The following is a 20,695-nucleotide window of genomic DNA, read 5'->3' as shown; positions in this document are numbered from 1 at the left end:
TTAGTTTTTTAACCAGTTACTTGAAAAATCACAATCTCTGTGAGACTCGCTAATTTTAATATAAGTATCGTTAATTTTTTCGTTTTGCCACTTACCAATAGCGTCGTATTGTTTTTCGTTTAAAGCTAGTTCTTTAATTTTCAAATAATCACGTGCGTAATCTGCATCATGCTCGTCAATTCTATCTGTAACTGTTACTAACTTAAACTTAATGTTACCTTGTCTGTCTGTATCAGTCAAGACTTCACTTATTGTATTGTTTTCTAAATCTTGTAATTGACCATATAATTCAGGATCCATTTTTGTTAATTCAAAATTATAATCCTGAGTTTGAGGGTTAATTAATTGACCTCCTTGAAATTTAGTTTCTTTTTCATCGCTAAACTCTAAAGCTGCTTCGGCAAAAGTGTAATCACCATTAGCAATTTCTGTTTTAATTTTTTCAATCTTTTCTTTAGCTTCTAACACTTCATCATCAGAAATTTCTGGAACTAATAAAATGTGACTTACATCATACTCTTGACCTCTAATTTTTTCAAGGTATATAATATGATACCCAAAGTCTGTTGCAAAAGGTTCTGAAATTTCACCTTCTTGTAATGAGAATGCAACATCTCTAAATTCTTTTACCATTCTTGGTGTAGAACGTACCATTGGAGGTAATTTTCCTCCTGATCTTTTTGATCCTGGATCATCAGAATAAAAGGCTGCTCTTGATCTAAAGCTTTTTCCGTCTTCTTCAACTTCTCTTTTAAATTCTTTTAATCTATCAATAACACGTTGCTTTTCGGTTTCGCTAACTTTAGGCTCAATTACAATTTGTGCTACTTTAAGTTCTGTTCCAAATCTTGGTCTTTCTTCTTTTGGTATGTCATTAAAAAACTGTCTTACTTCTTCTGGAGTGACTTCTACTTCATCAATAATTTTTTTCTTCATTTCTGAAGCTAACTTGTTACTCTTGTTAATTTCAAACATTTCTTCTCTGAAACTAGCTTCGTCTTCTTTGTTGTAAAATTTTAATAATTCATCCATATTACCATTAGTTTGCTGTAAAAACTGCTCAACTTGTTGGTCAACGTATGATCTTATCTCTGCATCACTAATTACAATACTATCTTGGATAGCATGGTGTGCATATAATTTATCTTCTAATAATTTACCAAATAACTGGCAACGTGTTACACCTTGTAAAGATGCGCCTTGTGCTTTTAATTGTAAGATCATTTTATCTACATCACTATCCAAAACAATGTAATCTCCAACTACTGCTGCAACACCATCAACTTTAGTTGCTCCTGTTGTTAAAGTAGAATCTATAGTTTTTTCTGGAGCTGTCTCTTCAATAATTTCTTGAGCAGAAGCAGTAAAACTTGCTAATAATAAAAACGTAAAAGCTGTTAACGTTTTAGATTTAATTGTAAATTTCAAATTGTTTGTTTTTAATGGCATCTTTAGTAATGTCCTTTTCTAATTGTTTAATCAATTCCAGTTTTCGTTTATTAATAACGATTTGGTTAATTGTTGGTCTTACGTACTCTAATGGAGCTGTTTCGTTTCGTAACAACACATCATTTATTTGCATCAAATATAATCCTAATGAGTCTTTGAGTTGTATAAAATTAGATTTTTTTAACAATTCATTTCGATTTTCAGGTTGTACTGCTGCAATTTTATTTATGACTTGGTCTACTCTTATCCAAACTGAATCTTTTAATGAATACGTTTTAAATTGTATTGATATTGAATCTAATTCTTTCTTATCTTCAATATTGAAGCGTTTAAATTTAGTTTTGACATCGTCAAGGTCCAATCTATTAGCATCCAAATTAATGTATCTAAACTTTATTAAGTCTTCGTTTAATTTAAAAGCATCTTTGTTGATATCATAATATATTGTTGCTTCTTGATTTGATACTGTTGTGTCTAGGTTTTTAGACACTAAAGCCTCCAAATATGCTTTACTATATAAATCACTTTTATATTGTTGAATTAACCTATCAAATTTTTCTAATTTTGAATCTGATAAATTGACTTGTGCATTTTGAACAAGCAATTGTTGTGTTGCCCATCTGTTAATAAAATTATTAGCAAAAATGGTACTATCAGTTGCATTTAAATTTTCAGGCAAAACCTTTTTTAAATCTTTATGATATAAAAAGGCATCCTCTACTCTAGCAATTGCTTCATCTTCCTGTACTGGTTTAAAGTAGTCACAAGACCACAAAACACTAACTAATAACACTATGTAGATTGATTTTTTCAAATTTATTTAAGTTCGTCTTTGACTTGTTTTAAAGTATCTTGATTAATTTTTACTGTGTATTTTTTAGCTAATTTTTCTAACCATTCTTTTTCAATTTTAGCTTGATAATCTGCAATAACATTACCTTTTGACTCTTCAAAAGTCTTTGCTGTTTTTGGTAATACACGTATGATTTTAACAACACTATAAGCATCATTATGTTTAAATATCTTTGATACTCCAGTCTTAATATCTAAACCTTTTGGTAAAGCTTGATGATTTACATTTAATGTATCAGTAATAAAACTGACGTTAATTTTTGAATCAGAATTTAATTGCCCTTTAATTTGATCTACAGTAGTATTTTTACTTAACAGTTTTGCTGTCTTTTTAATCATACTTTTTTCTGCTGAAGACGCTACAATTGCATCTAATCTAACGTCATGAAAATAATTGTCTTTATGTGCATTGTAAAAGGATTGTAATCCAACTGAATCTTGTTTTGAAACATTCCAAATTTGTGTTTCCATAAGGTCAAATAGTAATAACCCATCTCTATATTCGCCTAAAATATGAGCGTATTCCTCATTTTCATTTTCTAAGTTTTCTTCTTGATAAGCTTTTAAGTGACTTTCTAAAAATACTTTATAGTTGTTTTTTACTAATTGATTTAGATCTATTTTAGGCTGACGTTGACGTTGGCTTTTTGCCAAAAACTTAGCAAAATCCATGTATGTTAATGGCTTATCTTTAATGCTTACTAAAACTGTTTCGTTTTTAAAATTATTTGGAATATTCCAAGTACTTTTAAAATAATTATCATTTAAAATAGAAGTAATTGGCTGAAGGTTTGGCAGAGTCTTGGATACGTTATACTTAGCATATAGTGCCTCTATACGTTTATCATTAATAACTTTAGACCTAGAGTCGCGCTTAATTTTGTTTTTTAATTCAGGCTCAAGTTCTTCAAAAGACTTAATTCCTTTTTTATCAATAAGTTTAACAATGTGATAACCAAATTCTGATTTAAAAGGTTTGCTTACATCGTTTATATTTTTTAATCCAAAAGCAACTTCTTCAAAAGCTTTAGAACTTAATTGTCCAGACGAAAACGTATTAAGTTGTCCTCCTTTACTACTTGAGCTTTTATCTTCAGAAAATTGTTTTGCTAAAGCACCAAAAGCTTCTCCTTGTTGGATACGTTTATAAATCTCGTCAATACGTTGTTGTGCTGTTTGCTGTCCGTCTTTATCTGTAAGCATAATATGTGCTACAGTAAGGTCTCCTCTATTTTTCCTCTTGTCTTTTACAAAAACAACATGAAAACCAAACTGCGTTCTAAACGGTTGTGACCATTGTCCAACAGCTGTATTGTATGCAGCAGTTTCAAAGGGATACACCATTTTAAAAGCTGTAAAATAGCCTAACTGCTCAGCAAAAATAGTACGTCCATTATGTACATCTTGCTTAATAGCCTCAAAACCTTCATTTATAACTCGACCTCTAAGCTTTTGTATTTCTTTATAGGCTGAAAGAGAATCTTGTGGACTAGCGTTTTCTTCTATTCTAACTAAAATATGATTGGCATCAATCTCTGTCAATAAGCGTTGATAAGCCTCTTCTACTAATTGATCTGTAACTTTATTATCATTTAAATAATTTTTGGCTAATTGGTTTTTATAGTTACCAAATTCTCTTATGTAAGATGTTTTTTTATCCAGCTCTAAAGCTCTAGCCTCGGCAATTTTTAGCTTATATTTTATAAATAAATCTAAATAATTATCAATGTCTTTTTGTGAATCGTCCTTAACTAAATCTAGGTTTTTATTATAAACACGCTTAAAATCAGAAGCATAGACTGGCACATCATTAACAGTAAACAATACAGACTTATTTTGCGCCTTAACCATAAAATTGGAGACAAAAAAAACAAATAATGTTAAGCGTAACATATTCAATTTCATAAAAAGCTTAGTTTAATTAGCAATGTCTGCAAAAATAGCAATATTACACTATAATACAAGCACTTTTGACAGTGATACAATAAACAACTTATTGCATGATAAATAAGTAAACAATTTGTTAATTTTAATCTAAAATTAGCATTTCACATTTTAACTCAAAAATTAGCTAAAAACTTTAAATTAAAACTAAATTGTACTTAATCGGTAATCTTTATACCCTTAGCGATTGTAATGGGTAAATAAAGTAATAATTTATATTTTTATATATAATCCCAAAATATGAAATACACTACACAAATTATCATAAACAAATCTGTTGAAGATTGTTTTGCCTTACTTAAAAATCACGACAACATGAAGTATTGGCAAGATGGCTTATTAAGTTACGAGCATCTGTCAGGCGAACCTGGTATGGTTGGAGAAACTATTAAAATTAATTATGCGTTTGGGAAACGTCTAATGAGTGTCAAGGAAATTATAACCAAAATAGAAGAAAATTGTGTTTTAAATTTTAATTTTGACACTAGTAACATGCATAATATTCAAGAGAATTATTTTGAGATTATAGATAAAAATACTACTAAATGGTCTAGTATAAATCAATTTGTACCTACCAAATTTAGTTCACGATTAATGATGCTGTTAATGCCTAAAGCATTTAAAAAACAGTCTAAAAAATATTTAATTGATTTTAAGGCTTTCGCCGAAAAACAAACTGCTACTAAAAAATAATAATGAGACAACTTAAACTAATTTGGGATTTTAGAGGACCTGACGCTTTAAAAATAGCAGAACACCACGTTATACATCTTAAAGAATACATAACTATTAAAAATACCCAATTAAACATCACAGGTGTCGAGACTATAAATGATATGCATTGTATTGCATATATGGTAGTAAATGAAACCGAAATGAAACCAATTCGGGACGCCTTAAAACCGCATCGTGGACAGGTATATCAACCATAATTAACAAAGGTTTAATACCATTTACTAATCCAGTAAACTACTAAAATTACTAAATTTGCAATGCTAACTTATATTTTAAAACAATGTAAGTTTAAGTATAAATTATCGACTTAATTTTGCAACACTACAAACAAACTTATTAAAGTTTAAACTTCATGACAAACAATAACTTATTAAATTATATAAAAGACGTATTAAATAACAAACCTGAAGGTTGGCTAAGTACCACAACACACAGATTAGATATTTATAACGAAGCTTTAGCAAAAGTTCAGTTTTTAGAACTTTTTGAAACGCTTTACAACGACAATAATTCAGAAACCTCAGCTTTAGATAATCTTCCAACTGCCTATGATTACATACGCCTAGGTCATCCTCTATCTTGTGTTTTAGAGTGGTCCATTGCTAAATTAAATAACATTAGTGCTCAAAACGTAATAAGCTTTGACTCTCAAACAGTACCAATCTTAGCGGTTTTAAGAAAAAACCTTTTAGATAATAAAAACACTCAAATTAATTATATTGGCCAATTACCAGAAGTGTTTAATAATGACATTATTAAAAGTGTTTACGGTTATAATTTTGAGTTAAATCAGATAAAAAATATTAACGACATTTCTGATTTTGATGGAAGCACTATTTTTATAGCTGAAGACAAACATATTAGAGCAACAAACTTAATTAATACAGTTGATTTTCATATTAATCTTCATGGACCATTAGGAAGTATTTTAATTATAAATGAATCAGAAAACGACCATTATATTTCTGATATCCAACATGTACGTCGTCGTGAAACTGTTGCGATGACACCATCAAACACTCTGTTGGCTTTGCAAGCTTTAGCTAATCAAGCCAATTACAATACTCCCGAAAGCAACCAGCAAAATAAAACAGCTGTATTAGATGCTATTAAAACCGTTACAGGATCTAACACAAAAGCATTAGTGGCATCAAGTGGATTATCTATTCAATATGCTATTTTAATGGGATTAATTGATGATGCTAAACAAAATCACAAGGGTAAAGACATAAAAATAGTTGTACCACCCAATTGTTATGGAGGAACAAATGACCAAGCACGTCGTGTTGCTGCATGTATTGACAATGTATCCATTGTTGATTTACTAGTAGATGGTGATAACGATATGGTACAAAGCATCGATAATGTATTAAACACTATTGCAACGCAAGATGCAGTTCCATTAATAATTGCCGAAATACCAACAAATCCTAGAGTTGAAGTTCCGGATTTAATACAATTAAAAGCTGCTTTAACTAAAGTGCGTCAAACACCTAACGGACAAAACGCTATTGATCCTGTTTTTATTTTAGATCAAACGTTTTGCCCAAATGTTCAGTTTTTAGGAGAAGATAAAATATTAGCTTCGGTTAGAACTATATCTTTTGCTAGTGGATCTAAGTTTCCTAGTGGTGGACAATGTACAGCTGGTTATTGTATTGGTAACTCTAAGACTTTCGATTTAATCGAAAAAATAGAACAACATTTATTATTGTGTGATAACGAAGCAACCGCTTTACAATATCAGATTTTAGCAAAACAGTTACCGTCTATGAACCAAAGAATTGCTGATGCGTATACTAACACTCGCGATTTTGTAACATTTATACAAGAGACATTACCTGATGCTAAAATCAATTTTGTATCAGAAGAGTTAGCCTCACAAGGCTTTACACCTTCTGTATTCTCTTTAGATCTTCCAACAAAAGGAAACACAGACGAAGAAAAAGAAACTTACAAAAGAGCACTTAACTTAAAATTAATTAATTTAATGATTACTGAGATTCCTGATCAAAGTAAATTTTGCGTTAGTTATGGACAGTTAAAAGGTTGTTATTGGACTATTCCTGCAACCTCTACACAAGGAACCACCAAAGAAGGTGATAAAGATTATATTGTACGTGCATCATTATCTCCAAATTTAGATTTAGAACTACATAAAAAAGTTTTTAAAGACTTTGTAAATAACCTATAATAGATATAAAAAACACAACTTTATAAGTTGTGTTTTTTATTTAAACTAATTTTAAACCAACACAAAATCATGTCAAAAAGCCAATTGAACTTAATTTTTAAAAAGAAATTTATTTACCTAATTGCTATTACTATTTTAGGTTTGTCATGCGCAAACTCTAAAACAACTAAAAACAAAACCTGTCCTAATCAAGTTAATGGAACATTAGTAAATATGACTGGATTAGATGGTTGTGGTTGGATGATTTTATTAGAAAATAATAAAAAAGTTAATCCCATTAACTTAAAAACATTTGATATCACATTAAAAGATCAAAAGAAAATAACTTTTAGCTATACAGAAATTAAAGACAGAATGGATATTTGTATGGCTGGTCAAATTGTAGAAGTAAATTGTATTACACCTTTATAAAATAGTTTTACAAATGCTAAAAAGTCGTTAAACAGATTAAGCAATTTTATATAAAATTAGATAAGACGTACCTTGTAATTAGCAATTATTAAATATTAAATCATGACATTTAAACATTTAAATGATGACACTAAAATACCTATCGCAGGCTTCGGAACCTATAAATGTACAGAGCAAGAAGGTATTCAGTCTGTTGCCAATGCTATAGCAAAAGGTTATAGATTATTTGACACTGCTGCAATTTATGGTAATGAAGAAGCTGTAGCACAAGGCATCAAAAAAAGTGGAATCGACAGAAACGAATTATATATTACAACCAAACTTTGGCGAGAAAACTTAAGTTATGACCAAGCTAAAGCTGAATTTAATAAATCTCTTAAAAAATTAAATTTAGATTATATCGACCTTTACCTTATCCATTGGCCTGGAAATGCTAAAAACTATAAGGACTGGGAACACGCTAATGCGGAAAGCTGGCGCGCAATGGAAGAATTACAAGCTGAAGGTAAAATCAAATCCATTGGAGTCAGTAATTTTTTTCAAGAGCACTTAGAAGCTTTATTTAAAACAGCTAATGTTATACCTGCTGTAAATCAAATCGAGTTCCATCCTGGATATTGGCAAGAAGAATTAACCTCGTATTGTAAATCTAAAAATATTGCAGTACAGTCTTGGTCTCCTTTAGCCAGAGGTCGCGTGTTTGATAATCAAATATTAATAGACATTGCCAATACACATCAAAAAACTATTCCGCAAATTTGTTTAAGATGGGTTTTACAACATGACGTAATTGTAATTCCTAAATCTTCATCACCTCAACGTATGGAAGAAAATCTAAAAATCTTTGATTTTGAGTTATCAACTTCAGAAATGGAACAAATCAATGCAATACCAAAATTGGGTTTTAGTGGAGAGCATCCTAACTTCTGGCCAGATCGCATTAAATAAATATAATTTACATAAAAAAAGCACAACTTTAGAGTTGTGCTTTTTTTATGTCTGTTAAAAACAACCTATTAAAAGTTAAAAGACTTTCAATCAAAGTAGTAAAATCATATATTATTGTATAAATGAAACTAAAATTAATCCTAATACTTTTAATGACAAATACGACCTATCCACAATGTACAATACCAGAATCTATTAAAACAGAAATAGAAATTGCTCTATCTTACTATCCTGATTTAAAGGATACGACTATTAATTTTGAGTTTAAGAAAAACATTAAAAAATCTACCATGCAAGCACAACCTAGTTTTGGTAGTTTTTTTAAGAAAAAAGGTAACAGATCCTATAATATTTTTATTAGTGAAACTGTTAAAATCTCAGGCGAAACCTTTTATACTAAAGACATGCCAAAAGATGTTATTATAGGTTGGATTGGTCACGAATTAGGTCATATTATGGATTACAGAAACCGCAGTAACAGTAATTTAATTTGGTTTGGTATTAAGTATTTATTGTCAGACAACCATATTGCTGAAGCAGAAAGAGCTGCAGACACTTATGCTGTTAAATCTGGTATGGAAAAATATATTTTGATTACAAAAGAGTTTATCTTAAGTCAAGCAAATATTGATGCATCATATATTGCTAGAATCAAAAAATACTATTTATCTCCAGAAGAAATTATGGAACTAATACATCAACGTGACTTAGAAATCTCTAAATCTTAATATTTAACGACAAAATCCTCCCAAGTTTTAAACTTATCTTCTCCCATAACGCGTTCCATTTTAACTTGACCACCTTTTTTCTTATTAGCTCCACTCCAATCATGAAACACTTCTGGACTGACTACTTCTACTTTAACACCTTCTAAAGCTTTACTTCTAGCAACTTTATAGTTTTTATTAGCGTCTTTCAAAAATTCATCTAAAACATCAGCAACAGTTTCTGATGTTAAATTATCAGAACCTAAATACCAAGAATGATAAAAACCATCATCAAAACGCTTAGCACATAATGTGTATTCAGGAATTGTAGTCTTAAATTTTTCTTCTAAAAACCTAATAGCATCATCTAACTTATTAACTGATAGCTGAGAACCAACTGTATTTAAAAAGAATTTAGTACGACCTGTTATTTTTATTTCTGCTTTTTCAATATTTGTAAATTCTATAGTATCACCTATTAAATAACGCCAAGCTCCACTAACAGTACTTATTATTACAACATAATCCTGATCAAGTTCAACATCCTTTAAAGTTAAACTTGGTGCATCTTGTGTTATGGATCCATCAGGATTTATGTATTCTGGCTTAAAGGGTACAAACTCAAAATAAATTCCGCCATTAGTCACTAACTGCATTGCAGTGGTTTCTGGTCTGGCTTGAAAAGCCAAAAAGCCCTCTGAAGCTAAATAAGTATCAATAACAGTGACTGGTTTACCAAGTAAGACATTAAAGCTTTTTTTATAAGGCCCAAAAGCGACTCCTCCAGAAGTATAGACTTGTAAGTTTGGCCATACCTGATGAATATTGTCTACTTTATGATAGTCTATAACTGTTTTAAGCATTAACTCCATCCATGAAGGAATACCACTTAATGCTCCAATATCCCATTGTTTTGCTCGTTTTGCTATTTGAACAACACGTTTATCCCAATCGTTTATTTTAGCAATCGCTTCGCCTGGTTTATAAAAACCTTTAAACCATGATGGAATATTACTTGCAGTAATTCCGCTAATCTCACCTTCTAAATGATCGTCCTTTTCTGTTAAATCGGTAGAACTACCTAACATCATCGCTTCTGTTGCAAAAAATTCTGCTGGCAAATCAAAATTACTAAGTGCAGTAACTTGATCTATTCCTGCTTGTTTTATAGCAGATAACATTGCGTCTGTAACAGGAATACGCTTACTGGTTTTTCCGGTTGTACCAGAACTTAATGCAAAATAAGTAGGACTTCCTGGCCAGGTAACATCTTCTTCTCCTTCATGTAATTTAGACCACCAAGCTTCATTAATTTGATTATAGTCAAAAAACGGAACTTGATTTGCAAAAGCTAAACTAGGCGTTTCTTGATTTAGTATAGTTTCAAAATTATAGTGCTTACCAAACTGGGTGTCTTTGGCTGTTTTTAAAAGCATTTCCAATACTTTTTCTTGTGCTTCAATTGGATTGACCTCTGGTGTTAAAGCATCCTTTAAATGAATAGCACCTTTTATAATATTTCCTATAATTTCCATGGTTATGTAAGTTGATTACTTGTATTAATTCTAAAAGAGAAACTCTTCTAGTGAACAATAATTTGAAAATAAATATAAATATGCATTCATCAAGTTATCTTAAAGTAAAATTAACATTCTAAATAAACCATTAAAGTTTCAATTTAGCTCATATTTCAAGTAATTTTCAATAACATAACTAATCTTAATAAAAAAAGCACAACTCAAAAGTTGTGCTTTTTTTTATATTTTAACAAGGTGTTATCTTGAGTAATTTGGAGCTTCCTTGGTGATAGTCACATCATGTGGATGACTCTCATTAATTCCTGAAGCCGTAATTTTAACAAAACGTCCAGTATCTTGTAAAGTGGCTACATCTTTTGCTCCACAATAACCCATTCCTGCTCTTAAACCACCTATAAATTGGTGTAAACTTTCATATAAATCACCTTTATAAGGGACACGTCCGACAATACCTTCTGGTACTAATTTTTTAATATCATCTTCAACATCTTGGAAATAACGGTCTTTACTTCCTTTTTTCATAGCTTCTACAGATCCCATACCTCTATACGACTTAAACTTACGTCCTTCGTATATAATCGTTTCTCCTGGACTTTCTTTGGTTCCTGCTAAAAGAGACCCTAACATAACAGTGTCTGCTCCTGCAGCTAAGGCTTTAGGTATATCACCTGTGTAACGGATTCCTCCATCTGCAATAACTGGCACTCCACTTCCTTTTATAGCTGCTGCCACCTCTAATACTGCACTAAATTGAGGAAAACCAACACCTGCAACAACACGAGTTGTACAAATAGAACCTGGTCCAATACCAACTTTTACTGCATCTGCTCCAGCTTCTACTAAATACTTAGCAGCTGCTCCTGTTGCAATATTACCTACTATAACTTCTAGTTTAGGAAATTTAGATTTTATTTCTTTTAAAACACTAACTACACCTTTTGTATGTCCATGTGCAGTATCTATTACTATGGCATCAACATCGGCTTTAACCAAAGCTTCAGCACGATCTACAGCATCTCCAGTGACACCAATTGCTGCAGCAACACGTAGACGTCCAAAAGTATCTTTATTTGCTATAGGCTTTTGTGTGACTTTAGTGATATCTCTAAAGGTTATTAAACCCTCTAACTTATCACCTTCAACTATTAAAAGCTTTTCAATTTTATTTTGTTGTAATATTTTTTCAGCATCTTTTAATGATGTTCCAACAGGAGCTGTTACTAGCTTTTCACTTGTCATAACCTCAACAATTGGCCTACTATTTTCATGCTCAAAACGTAAGTCTCTGTTAGTAACAATACCTTTTAAAACTCCGTCTTTATCTACTATTGGAATTCCTCCAATGCTATGTTCTTTCATTGCATTTTTAGCATCACTTACAACAGCGGTTAAAGGTAAAGTTACAGGATCTATAATCATACCACTTTCTGCACGTTTAACTTTACGTACTTTAGTCGCTTGTTGCTCTATAGTCATGTTTTTATGCAACACACCAATACCTCCTTCTCTAGCCATAGCAATTGCCATTTGACTTTCTGTAACAGTATCCATAGCTGCAGAAACTATTGGTACGTTAATGGTAATATTTCTTGTAAATTTAGATTGAATGTTGACTTCGCGTGGAAGTACCTCTGAAAATGCTGGAACTAAAAGTACGTCATCATACGTTAGACCTTCTCCGACAATTTTGTTTTCGTGTGCTGTCATGTTGCAATTAGAATTAATTGCGTGTAAAGGTAATCATTATATTATTACTACAATACTTTTTAACAATCAGAATGAAAACTAAATATTTAATTCAATGATTTTAGAATTGAAATTTAATCTTAAAAATTTATTAAGATTAATTCTAAATAACTTGTTTTGTATTGAATCTAAAAATATATTTGCGTTATTATTTTTATTAAGTCTAAATAACAACAAATGAAAACCAATTTTTTTAAAACCACATTAGTACTTGGATTATCTTTATCTATATTTTCATGTAATAATGATGATTATACAATTACAGAAGACGCAAATGCAGTTAGTAAATCTGATGTGACTGCAACTTATGGTAACTTAGTTTATCAAACCTATTTAGATAGCTACAATAGTGCTTTAGATATGCAATCAGCTATTGAAGATTTTATAGCTACTCCTACAGAAGACAGTTTTACTGCTGCTAAGCAAGCCTGGTTAGATGCAAGAGAATTTTACGGATTAACAGAAGCCTTTAGAGAAGCTACTGGACCTGTTGATACTGAATCTGAAACTTGGTCTTTAGGTACAGAGGGACAAATGAATGCTTGGCCCATAGACGAAAGTTATATCGACTATGTTGCTGCTGGGACAGAGGAATATGCTAACGATTACGACAGTATTATAGGTGACGACACTATTACTATTGATCAAGCTACTCTTGCAAATTACAATGAAGGTTTTGACGTAGAGCAAGAAAAGTCTATAAGTACTGGATGGCACGCTATTGAGTTTTTACTTTGGGGACAAGACAACACAATGCCAGTGGACGACTTACCAGGAACAAGAGCATTTACCGATTATACAACTGCTGATCATGCAGACAGACGCGCTCTGTATTTACAAACAGCAACCGATTTACTAGTTAGCGATTTAAATGCTTTAACAACAACTTGGGCTACTGGAGGAACATACAGAACTGTTTTTGAAAACTTAGATCAAGATGTTGCACTTAAACAATTAATAAATGGAGCCTTTTTTATTGCTGGAGATGAGTTAAGCTCTGAACGTATCATTGCTCCTGTAGATTCTACCGATGGTATTGGTGGATTAGGTCAAGAAGACGAACATTCTTGTTTTAGTGACAACACTCATCGTGATATTTATTCTAATGCAAAAGGAGTTTACAATGTGGTTTTTGGTGAATATAGTACTGTGAGTGGTGCTTCTTTTTACGACTTAGTTAAACAAGCTAACCCAGCGCAAGCTGCAACTTTATTAACTGCTGCTGAAAATGCAATGGAAAAAGTAAATGCTATTGCTAATAACGCTCAACCATTTGATTATTTAATAACCTTAGAAAGCTCAACAGATTCTAATTTTGGAGTAGTTATGCAAAGTGTAGTAGCTCTTCAAGAGTGGGCTGATGAGATTAGTGCATCTGCTAATGCTATAGGAATTAGCTTATAATAGATTATAAAATACAATGATTTAAAAATCTCGAATTAAGTTTCGAGATTTTTTCTGTTTTAAATATGTACATAATGAAATACCTATTATTAACACTTAGTCTAATTATTTTGACAGTAATAAGCTGCAAAAATGATGATAATTATATCGATATTCAAACCCCTTTAGATGGGTATGTTGATAGAGAAGAATTATTAACTGGTGCACTAGGTGTTAACTCTACTAGTGGAAATGCGTTTGGATTTGAAATAGATGGATTATCCTTTCAAGAACAAGCTAAATTTGCAACTGGTAATTCTTTATTTAATCAAACATGGGTTTCTTCTCCAGCGTCTACAACAGCTAGAGATGGATTAGGTCCAACGTTTAACGCTCGTGCGTGTGCAAACTGCCATTTTAAAGATGGTCGAGGTCAACCTTTAGTAAATGGACAAAATTCTAGCGGATTTTTAATGCGTGTTAGTTTAAATGGACAAGATGTTAATGGAGACGCAATTCCTGTACCAGGTTATGGTTTACAACTACAAGAACTAGCCAATAATAGTATACAATATGAAACCAAAGTTATTGTTAACTATCAAATAATAGAAGGGACTTATCCTGATGGAACAACTTACCAGTTACAAAAACCAATTTATACGTTTGAAGACGAACAATTTGGAAGTTTAGATGGTGTAAATACATCTCCAAGAGTTGGGCAACAAACGATTGGCTTAGGATTAATTTCTGCTTTACCAGATATTGAAATCACTAAATTTGAAGATATTAATGATAGTAACAACGATGGTATCTCTGGTCGTGCTAATTTTGTATATAACTATGAAACCAATACTACGGAAGTTGGTAAATACGGTTGGAAAGCTAATGCACCAACCTTAAAACAACAAGTAGCAGGTGCTTTTCATGGTGATATGGGATTAACTACAACAATTTTTAGCGAGCAAAACTGTCCGTCTCCACAACAAGACTGTTTTGATGCTCCTAATGGAGGAGCTCCTGAGGTAACCGATGACCAATTGGATAAAGTCGTATTTTATCAAGCGCATTTAGCAGTACCTAATCGTCGTAATTATTTAGATGAAGATGTCATACAAGGACGTATATTATTTGATGAACTTAACTGTATAGCATGTCATGCTATTAACCAAACTACAGGTACTGATGCAGAAAGCGAATTTTTAAAAAATGTAACAATCAAACCATATTCTGATTTTTTATTACACGATATGGGAGACGATTTAGCTGATAATCGAGACGATTTTAATGCCAACGGAAACGAATGGAGAACACAACCACTTTGGGGAATTGGTTTAATTGAAACCGTTAATAACCACACCAACCTACTTCATGATGGTCGTGCTAGAAACATAGAAGAAGCTATTTTATGGCATGGTGGAGAAGCTGAAACTATTAAACAAAACTTCAAAAATTTACCTGCTGAAAAACGTCAACAATTAATTGATTTTGTAAACTCATTATAATTATGAAAAACATATATAAAGCCTTACTACTAATTTGCCTATTAGCATTAAGTTGTAATAGTGATAACGATCAAGAAGAAGAGGTAGCATTTAATGTTATGCAACTTTTAGAAGATGTCACAAATTACCAAATACTACCAAGTGTCGTACATTTTAATACTGAAAGCAATACTTTGAATACTAGTATTAAAAATTATTTAAACACTTTAACTGAAGCTAATTTAAGTCTTGCTAAAGACCAATGGAAAATAACAGCTAAAGCGTATGCTAATATTTACGCCTTTAATATTGGTGATGTTAGAGATCAGTTTATGCATTTAGCAGTATACAATTGGCCAACACTACCAAGTGCTTTAGAAAACGTTATTAATGACAATGATGCTATTACTGAAGAATTGTTAGCAACTAAAAGTCCACAAATTAAAACACTGTCTGCTTTAGAGTATTTATTGTTTAATACAGATATTACTACTATAAACACTCAATTTATTAATGATATTAAAAGACAAGATTATTTAAAATACACAGCCTTAGATTTAAAATCACAATCAGAAAGACTTGTTGGTATCTGGAATAGTCCTGGTAATTATGCTAGTGCATTTATTGATAATAATGAAAGCGGAATAAGAGATTCTTTTAATAGATTATACAATGGTTTATATAATTTGATAGATACAGGAAAAGTAACTAAAATTGGAAAACCTGCAGGTTTAGAAAATTCTCAAATTACCAATCCAGAACTTACACAAGCTTATTTTAGTAGTTTATCATTAACTATTTTAAAAGAAAACATTAATAGTGTAAAAAACGTTTATTTTAATTCTGAAGGTTTAGGTATTGATGATTATGTCTACCACATTATTAAAAATAATGATTTAAATCAAGCAGTAGAAAATAAAATTGAAGACGTACAAAATGCAATTGATGCTATTCCTGTACCTTTATTTGACGCTATAAACTCTCATCCTGATTTGGTTGCACACTTGCATACAGAACTTGATGCATTAGGTATATTATTTAGTGTTGATGTTAGAAGTATTTTATCCATCATTATCACATCTACAGATAATGATGGAGATTAAAAATAAAAAAGCCCACTTTAAAAGTGGGCTTTTACTTTAACTATAATTAAAATTAAGCTTGAGCATTTTGTGGTGCCCAATGTGAACATAACATTCCTGGTGCAGCTTTTTGCGGATTAACACAGTTAGTAGATTCATAACGTGCACAAGTCCCACAATTAGGATCATTTTTTAGTGCAGCTTTCATTTCAAAGCTATCACAAGTATAATTATCACTTACTTTTACAGCGTGTACTTTACATACTTCATTCTCAGTTAAATTCTCACAGTTTACACAGCTATTTCCTATTCTTATTGACATAATTTTTCTTCTTTTATAGATTAATACTACTTAAAGATATTAAAACATTAAGTCAAAAACCAAACAAACACACTGATTAGCAACAGTTTCTATTTAGACTGTCTTAAAATAAATGAGTGATTTTAAAATTTCACTTCCAATGTTGTGTAAAAATTACGGTTGGCAGACGGTATAATTCCTGGTCCTGGATAACCTGTAGCACGTCTTGTATAATAAGCATTATCCAATACATTGTTTACACCTGCTTCAAGCTTAAATTGCTTGTACTTGTAAGATAAAGACACGTCTAAAACATCATAAGCTGGTATCTGACCAACAACTCCACTTAAATTTCCATCAACGGAATTTGTTGCGTCTGTAAACTGAGACGATAAATAGGTATATTGTATATTAGATAAAAAGTCTTTATAACCTAATCTAACACCTGTTTTAAAGTTATAGTTTGGTATAAATTCAACTTTATTACCTACTACTCCTATTGCATTAGACCTTGTATATTCGGAGTCTACATAAGAAAAGTTAACATAGTAGTTAAAAATATAATCTTCGTTTTTAAGTAATAAGCTTTCTAAGTTAAATTCTACTAAACTCTCAATACCATACATCATAGCATCACCAACATTACCTCTTTCGGTTTTAATACTTGTATCTTCTATAACACGTTGAACTAAACCTATTCTATCGTTATAAAATAAGCTAAAAGCACTAACATCAAAAGATACTTTATTGGATAGTTTTCCTCTTATACCTGCATCTAGAGTAAAACCACTTTCGTCATCAATATCAGGACTAATTATGAAGGCTGGATTATTTATACTAATATCCGAAAATGTTACAGATCTGTAGTTTTGAGATAAGTTTCCGTAGACTTCAAACGTATTACTTGGTTTGTAACTTGCACCTAAGCCTAAAAGTACAAACGAGCGTTCTCTGGTTAAGTCATCCTCTGTATATTCATTTAAAATAACATTACCAGCACCATCGGTATTAATTTCTCTATAAAAACCATCACTTTGGGTGTTAATATATTCAAATCTAAAACCTGGTGTTATAGATAGCTTATCGTTTAAATACACAATATTTTCTCCAAAAATAGCCAAGTTTAAGTTAGGGTACGTATAACTTGATTGATTAGAATAATTAGGAAAAGTTTCATATTGAAAATCAAAATTAGGATCAAAACCATCACTTCCTGGTCCTTGCTCAGAGGTGTTTTCTGCTTTATAAAATTTAGCACCTAAAAGTCCTATAGCTTTTTTATTAAACAGGTTATAATTGGTCAAAACTCTAGTTTCAAAACCAATATTATCAAATTCGCCTTTAATTAAATCTCTAACGCCATTACTATCTCCTTGATCCACACGATTGGATCTATAACCTAATGCATTTCTTGAAGCATTTAATCCAAATGCGTTAAATGTAAAATTTGTGTTTTCAGAAAACTGATGTGATAGCTTTAAATTATACAACAACCAATCTACCTGAAACCAGTTACGCTCTCGATTACTTTGGTAAGGATCGTCTTCAAACATATCGTCATTTAATCCTCCAGCCTGTTTTGCTAAATATCTTAAATACGTGACCTCACCTTTCAACTTGGTTTTATCATTAAATTGATACCCTAAATGTGCGTAAAAATTTTTAGACTCGAAGTTAGAGTTATCTCTAAACCCATCTCCTTTTTTATAATTAAAAAAAGTATAATAACTAAACTTACCTTTAGTACCACTAGCACTTGTAAAGTTGGTATATAACCCATTGCTACCAACGGTATTTCTTGTAATAATTTCTAATGGTTTTTGTGTGTTTGGTGTTTTCATTTTAAAGTTTACCAAACCTCCAAACTGCGTTCCGTATTGTAGTGATGCAGCACCTCTAACTATCTGTATTTCTTGCAAAGCTTCAGCAGTTGGTGTGTAATAACTCTCAGGATAACCTAACACATCTGCACTTATATCATATCCATTTTGTCTAGTGTTAAAATTAGCGGTTCTGTTTGGGTCTAAACCACGACCACCAATGTTTAGCTGTAAACCTGCATCATCATTTTGATAAATGTTTAAACCAGCCACTTGACTATATAACTGCCTTGCATTGTTAGCGCCAAGATTAGCCATAGATTGGTCTACTAAAACCACTTCTGTCTTTTTTCCTGCGTAAATAGCAGTTTCTTCAACATCTGCCAGTCGGTTTAAACTAAATAATTTTGCTTTTCTAACGGTAATTTCTACTTCTGATAATGTGGTTTCCGTTAAAGGAAATAATTTAATGCTTAAGTTTTCAGCATCAGCTGTATTTATGGTTTGTTCTAAAACTTCGTATTCATAATCAAAAAAGGTTAATTTTAAAGTTTCTTTTTCAGTAGTAAAACTAAAAAAACCATTAGGATCTGACATGGTTATCAACCCTTTAGCAGAGTCATAAACACCAATATTACTTAATGCTTCGCCTTTGTGATTAATAATAGTACCAGAAATTTTTTGTTGTGCCATCATGCTAAAAGCAGATAACGTTACTAGTAATAATAGGTTAAAGTCCTTTAATTTCATCTTTAAATGGTAAAATCCAATCTTTGTGTTTAAATGATTCTTTTTCTTGGTACAAATTTACGCTTTCGTCAACAAATAATTGACTTAATCTTCCATTTAAAGCCACATAACTTTTAGCATAAACCTCTACACCTTTATGACCTTGACTACTAAAATGATCACCTAAATAATGAGCGTATTCTAATATAAAATCTGGTTGAGAACTCATTTGTTTTTCTTGTAATGGTGTTAAAAAATCTGAGTTGTTAACCAAAAATGAATTCCCATTTTTATCTACAATTTTAAACGTAGTGTTTCCCATTTTTTCCATTAACATCACACGCCATGATAAACGGTAACCTTCCTCTGTCCAAAATAATTCGCCTGGATATAATAGATATCTAAACGGAAATAATAATTGTATCGCAAAAAATAATCCTATTATAGGTAGTATTAATTTACTATACCTTACAGCGTATACTTGTTTGTATTGTATAGGTTTCGCTTTCGCGGAAATAAAGCCAAGCAACGACTTTATTTTATTTAATATTTTATGATGTATTGTAGCATCAAAAAAGATGATTGCACTAACTATCATTACAAAAGGAAACATACCTATTGGAAATAACACTCTTGTAAATACATGGAAAAAAATAACAAATAAAAAGGCTACAAAGCGTGTACGTTTATACAATAGAAAAAACGGAATAAGTAAATCATACAACATACCTGACCAACTCATGGCAAAGTGAAACCACTCTTGCTGCATCACAGTTTCGCCAATAAATGGTAAATCATATTTAGAGGGTAGCCAAATTTTTAAAGGTTGTGCTCTAAATAACCAATCACTATTAATTTTAGCCAATCCTGCATAAAAATAAACAATACCTAATAGCAGTTTGATACTATCAACGCACCATTTAGGCATGGTATTAAAAGCTTTTTTAGACTTATAATTATCTAAAGAAAAGTAGGCATTAGCAGGTAAAAAAATCATTAAAAAGCTAAGTATACTTATAAAGTAATAATGATTTAAATACACAGTTTTATCCATTAACTCTATATAAGTAAAGCTAATAAAAAAGGTAATTATGGCTAATCTATACTTATAACCTATAGCTACAAAAATGGCAGACAAACCACATATTAAAAATAATAAATAGGTGTAATTACCTAAAACGTGAACCCACTCAAAACCATAATACTTGAAATGAAATTTGGGCTGTAGGTAAACTGTGTCAATCCAATCTTTGGCCCAAAAACGAATTATACCATAGCACATCATTACACCAAAACCAATCCTGAACACTGCTAAAGTTGCAGCATCTGTGGTTTTATTTAAATATGTTTTAAAGCTAAAATTCATGTTACAAAA

Annotated in this window: 17 protein-coding genes; 9 read left to right on the top strand and 8 right to left on the bottom strand. The window is 31.1% G+C overall.

The features are described from left to right. The 3 genes from JAO71_RS08115 to JAO71_RS08105 are packed head-to-tail and all read right to left on the bottom strand — an operon-like array spanning position 1 to position 4,206. Entirely contained in the window at positions 1 to 1,449 is a 1,449-nt protein-coding gene (locus JAO71_RS08115; protein ID WP_028289904.1) for a peptidylprolyl isomerase, read from the bottom strand. After that, on the bottom strand, positions 1,412 to 2,263 hold the full coding sequence (locus JAO71_RS08110; protein WP_203000137.1) for a peptidyl-prolyl cis-trans isomerase: 852 nt from the start codon (positions 2,261 to 2,263) through the stop codon (positions 1,412 to 1,414). The genes JAO71_RS08115 and JAO71_RS08110 overlap by 38 nt, the downstream gene beginning before the upstream one ends. A 2-nt stretch (positions 2,264 to 2,265) precedes the next feature. Then, the gene (locus JAO71_RS08105; protein ID WP_203000135.1) at positions 2,266 to 4,206 is read right to left on the bottom strand and encodes a peptidylprolyl isomerase; all 1,941 of its coding nucleotides are present in this window, start codon (positions 4,204 to 4,206) and stop codon (positions 2,266 to 2,268) included. A 279-nt stretch (positions 4,207 to 4,485) separates the two neighbouring features. Here JAO71_RS08105 and JAO71_RS08100 point away from each other — a divergent pair, with 279 nt between their 5' ends. From JAO71_RS08100 to JAO71_RS08075, 6 genes are all read left to right on the top strand, one after another. Beyond that, entirely contained in the window at positions 4,486 to 4,938 is a 453-nt protein-coding gene (locus JAO71_RS08100; protein WP_203000133.1) for an SRPBCC family protein, read from the top strand. Positions 4,939 to 4,940: 2 nt separating this feature from the next. Next, entirely contained in the window at positions 4,941 to 5,177 is a 237-nt protein-coding gene (locus tag JAO71_RS08095; RefSeq protein ID WP_054852765.1) for a hypothetical protein, read from the top strand. A gap of 155 nt (positions 5,178 to 5,332) precedes the next feature. Continuing rightward, the gene (locus JAO71_RS08090; protein ID WP_203000131.1) at positions 5,333 to 7,174 is read left to right on the top strand and encodes a PLP-dependent aminotransferase family protein; all 1,842 of its coding nucleotides are present in this window, start codon (positions 5,333 to 5,335) and stop codon (positions 7,172 to 7,174) included. 69 nt (positions 7,175 to 7,243) lie between these two features. After that, positions 7,244 to 7,585, top strand: a complete 342-nt coding sequence (locus tag JAO71_RS08085) for a hypothetical protein (RefSeq protein ID WP_116824403.1) — start codon at positions 7,244 to 7,246, stop codon at positions 7,583 to 7,585. Positions 7,586 to 7,687: 102 nt separating this feature from the next. Then, positions 7,688 to 8,533, top strand: a complete 846-nt coding sequence (locus tag JAO71_RS08080) for an aldo/keto reductase (RefSeq protein ID WP_203000121.1) — start codon at positions 7,688 to 7,690, stop codon at positions 8,531 to 8,533. 122 nt (positions 8,534 to 8,655) lie between these two features. After that, complete coding sequence (locus JAO71_RS08075) at positions 8,656 to 9,261, top strand: hypothetical protein (RefSeq protein WP_054852769.1); 606 nt, start codon at positions 8,656 to 8,658, stop codon at positions 9,259 to 9,261. Here the strand turns inward: JAO71_RS08075 and JAO71_RS08070 are convergent. Both JAO71_RS08070 and guaB read right to left on the bottom strand, forming a co-directional pair. Next, entirely contained in the window at positions 9,258 to 10,775 is a 1,518-nt protein-coding gene (locus JAO71_RS08070; protein WP_203000119.1) for a GH3 family domain-containing protein, read from the bottom strand. The two genes, JAO71_RS08075 and JAO71_RS08070, sit on opposite strands and share 4 nt — an antisense overlap. Before the next feature lie 240 nt (positions 10,776 to 11,015). Continuing rightward, positions 11,016 to 12,485, bottom strand: coding sequence for an IMP dehydrogenase (gene guaB / locus JAO71_RS08065; RefSeq protein WP_054852771.1), 1,470 nt, complete (start codon positions 12,483 to 12,485; stop codon positions 11,016 to 11,018). Between the two features lie 216 nt (positions 12,486 to 12,701). Here guaB and JAO71_RS08060 point away from each other — a divergent pair, with 216 nt between their 5' ends. The 3 genes from JAO71_RS08060 (at position 12,702) to JAO71_RS08050 (ending at position 16,491) form a co-directional block, all read left to right on the top strand. Further along, positions 12,702 to 13,928 (top strand): imelysin family protein, encoded by a 1,227-nt coding sequence (locus JAO71_RS08060; RefSeq protein ID WP_203000118.1) that lies wholly within the window; start codon positions 12,702 to 12,704, stop codon positions 13,926 to 13,928. Between the two features lie 74 nt (positions 13,929 to 14,002). Then, a complete protein-coding gene (locus tag JAO71_RS08055; protein WP_203000116.1) occupies positions 14,003 to 15,409 on the top strand; it encodes a di-heme oxidoreductase family protein in 1,407 nt (468 codons plus the stop codon). Between the two features lie 2 nt (positions 15,410 to 15,411). Further along, positions 15,412 to 16,491: an imelysin family protein gene (locus JAO71_RS08050; protein ID WP_203000114.1), complete on the top strand. Its 1,080-nt coding sequence runs from the start codon at positions 15,412 to 15,414 to the stop codon at positions 16,489 to 16,491. A 52-nt stretch (positions 16,492 to 16,543) separates the two neighbouring features. On the opposite strand, the gene JAO71_RS08045 is transcribed toward JAO71_RS08050, so the two are convergent. The 3 genes from JAO71_RS08045 to JAO71_RS08035 form a co-directional block, all read right to left on the bottom strand. Beyond that, a complete protein-coding gene (locus tag JAO71_RS08045; RefSeq protein ID WP_203000112.1) occupies positions 16,544 to 16,792 on the bottom strand; it encodes a hypothetical protein in 249 nt (82 codons plus the stop codon). A gap of 122 nt (positions 16,793 to 16,914) precedes the next feature. Next, the gene (locus JAO71_RS08040) at positions 16,915 to 19,341 is read right to left on the bottom strand and encodes a TonB-dependent receptor family protein (RefSeq protein WP_203000110.1); all 2,427 of its coding nucleotides are present in this window, start codon (positions 19,339 to 19,341) and stop codon (positions 16,915 to 16,917) included. Continuing rightward, positions 19,322 to 20,686 carry an HTTM domain-containing protein gene (locus tag JAO71_RS08035; protein WP_203000108.1) on the bottom strand — a complete coding sequence of 455 codons (1,365 nt, stop codon included), beginning with the start codon at positions 20,684 to 20,686 and terminating at the stop codon, positions 19,322 to 19,324. The genes JAO71_RS08040 and JAO71_RS08035 overlap by 20 nt, the downstream gene beginning before the upstream one ends. Positions 20,687 to 20,695: the final 9 nt, after the last annotated feature.

Origin of the sequence: Olleya sediminilitoris (assembly GCF_016785945.1) — a bacterium.
Classification (GTDB): Bacteria; Bacteroidota; Bacteroidia; order Flavobacteriales; family Flavobacteriaceae; genus Olleya; species Olleya sediminilitoris.
Note: the sequence above shows the minus strand (reverse complement) of the source record. Positions and strands in the feature narration are given on the sequence as shown.

Coding starts and splice junctions, on each gene's coding strand:
- JAO71_RS08115 (WP_028289904.1), bottom strand. CDS start 1,449: ATGCCATTAAAAACAAACAATTTGAAATTTACAATTAAATCTAAAACG.
- JAO71_RS08105 (WP_203000135.1), bottom strand. CDS start 4,206: ATGAAATTGAATATGTTACGCTTAACATTATTTGTTTTTTTTGTCTCC.
- JAO71_RS08100 (WP_203000133.1), top strand. CDS start 4,486: ATGAAATACACTACACAAATTATCATAAACAAATCTGTTGAAGATTGT.
- JAO71_RS08095 (WP_054852765.1), top strand. CDS start 4,941: ATGAGACAACTTAAACTAATTTGGGATTTTAGAGGACCTGACGCTTTA.
- JAO71_RS08090 (WP_203000131.1), top strand. CDS start 5,333: ATGACAAACAATAACTTATTAAATTATATAAAAGACGTATTAAATAAC.
- JAO71_RS08085 (WP_116824403.1), top strand. CDS start 7,244: ATGTCAAAAAGCCAATTGAACTTAATTTTTAAAAAGAAATTTATTTAC.
- JAO71_RS08080 (WP_203000121.1), top strand. CDS start 7,688: ATGACATTTAAACATTTAAATGATGACACTAAAATACCTATCGCAGGC.
- JAO71_RS08075 (WP_054852769.1), top strand. CDS start 8,656: ATGAAACTAAAATTAATCCTAATACTTTTAATGACAAATACGACCTAT.
- JAO71_RS08070 (WP_203000119.1), bottom strand. CDS start 10,775: ATGGAAATTATAGGAAATATTATAAAAGGTGCTATTCATTTAAAGGAT.
- guaB (WP_054852771.1), bottom strand. CDS start 12,485: ATGACAGCACACGAAAACAAAATTGTCGGAGAAGGTCTAACGTATGAT.
- JAO71_RS08060 (WP_203000118.1), top strand. CDS start 12,702: ATGAAAACCAATTTTTTTAAAACCACATTAGTACTTGGATTATCTTTA.
- JAO71_RS08055 (WP_203000116.1), top strand. CDS start 14,003: ATGAAATACCTATTATTAACACTTAGTCTAATTATTTTGACAGTAATA.
- JAO71_RS08050 (WP_203000114.1), top strand. CDS start 15,412: ATGAAAAACATATATAAAGCCTTACTACTAATTTGCCTATTAGCATTA.
- JAO71_RS08045 (WP_203000112.1), bottom strand. CDS start 16,792: ATGTCAATAAGAATAGGAAATAGCTGTGTAAACTGTGAGAATTTAACT.
- JAO71_RS08040 (WP_203000110.1), bottom strand. CDS start 19,341: ATGAAATTAAAGGACTTTAACCTATTATTACTAGTAACGTTATCTGCT.
- JAO71_RS08035 (WP_203000108.1), bottom strand. CDS start 20,686: ATGAATTTTAGCTTTAAAACATATTTAAATAAAACCACAGATGCTGCA.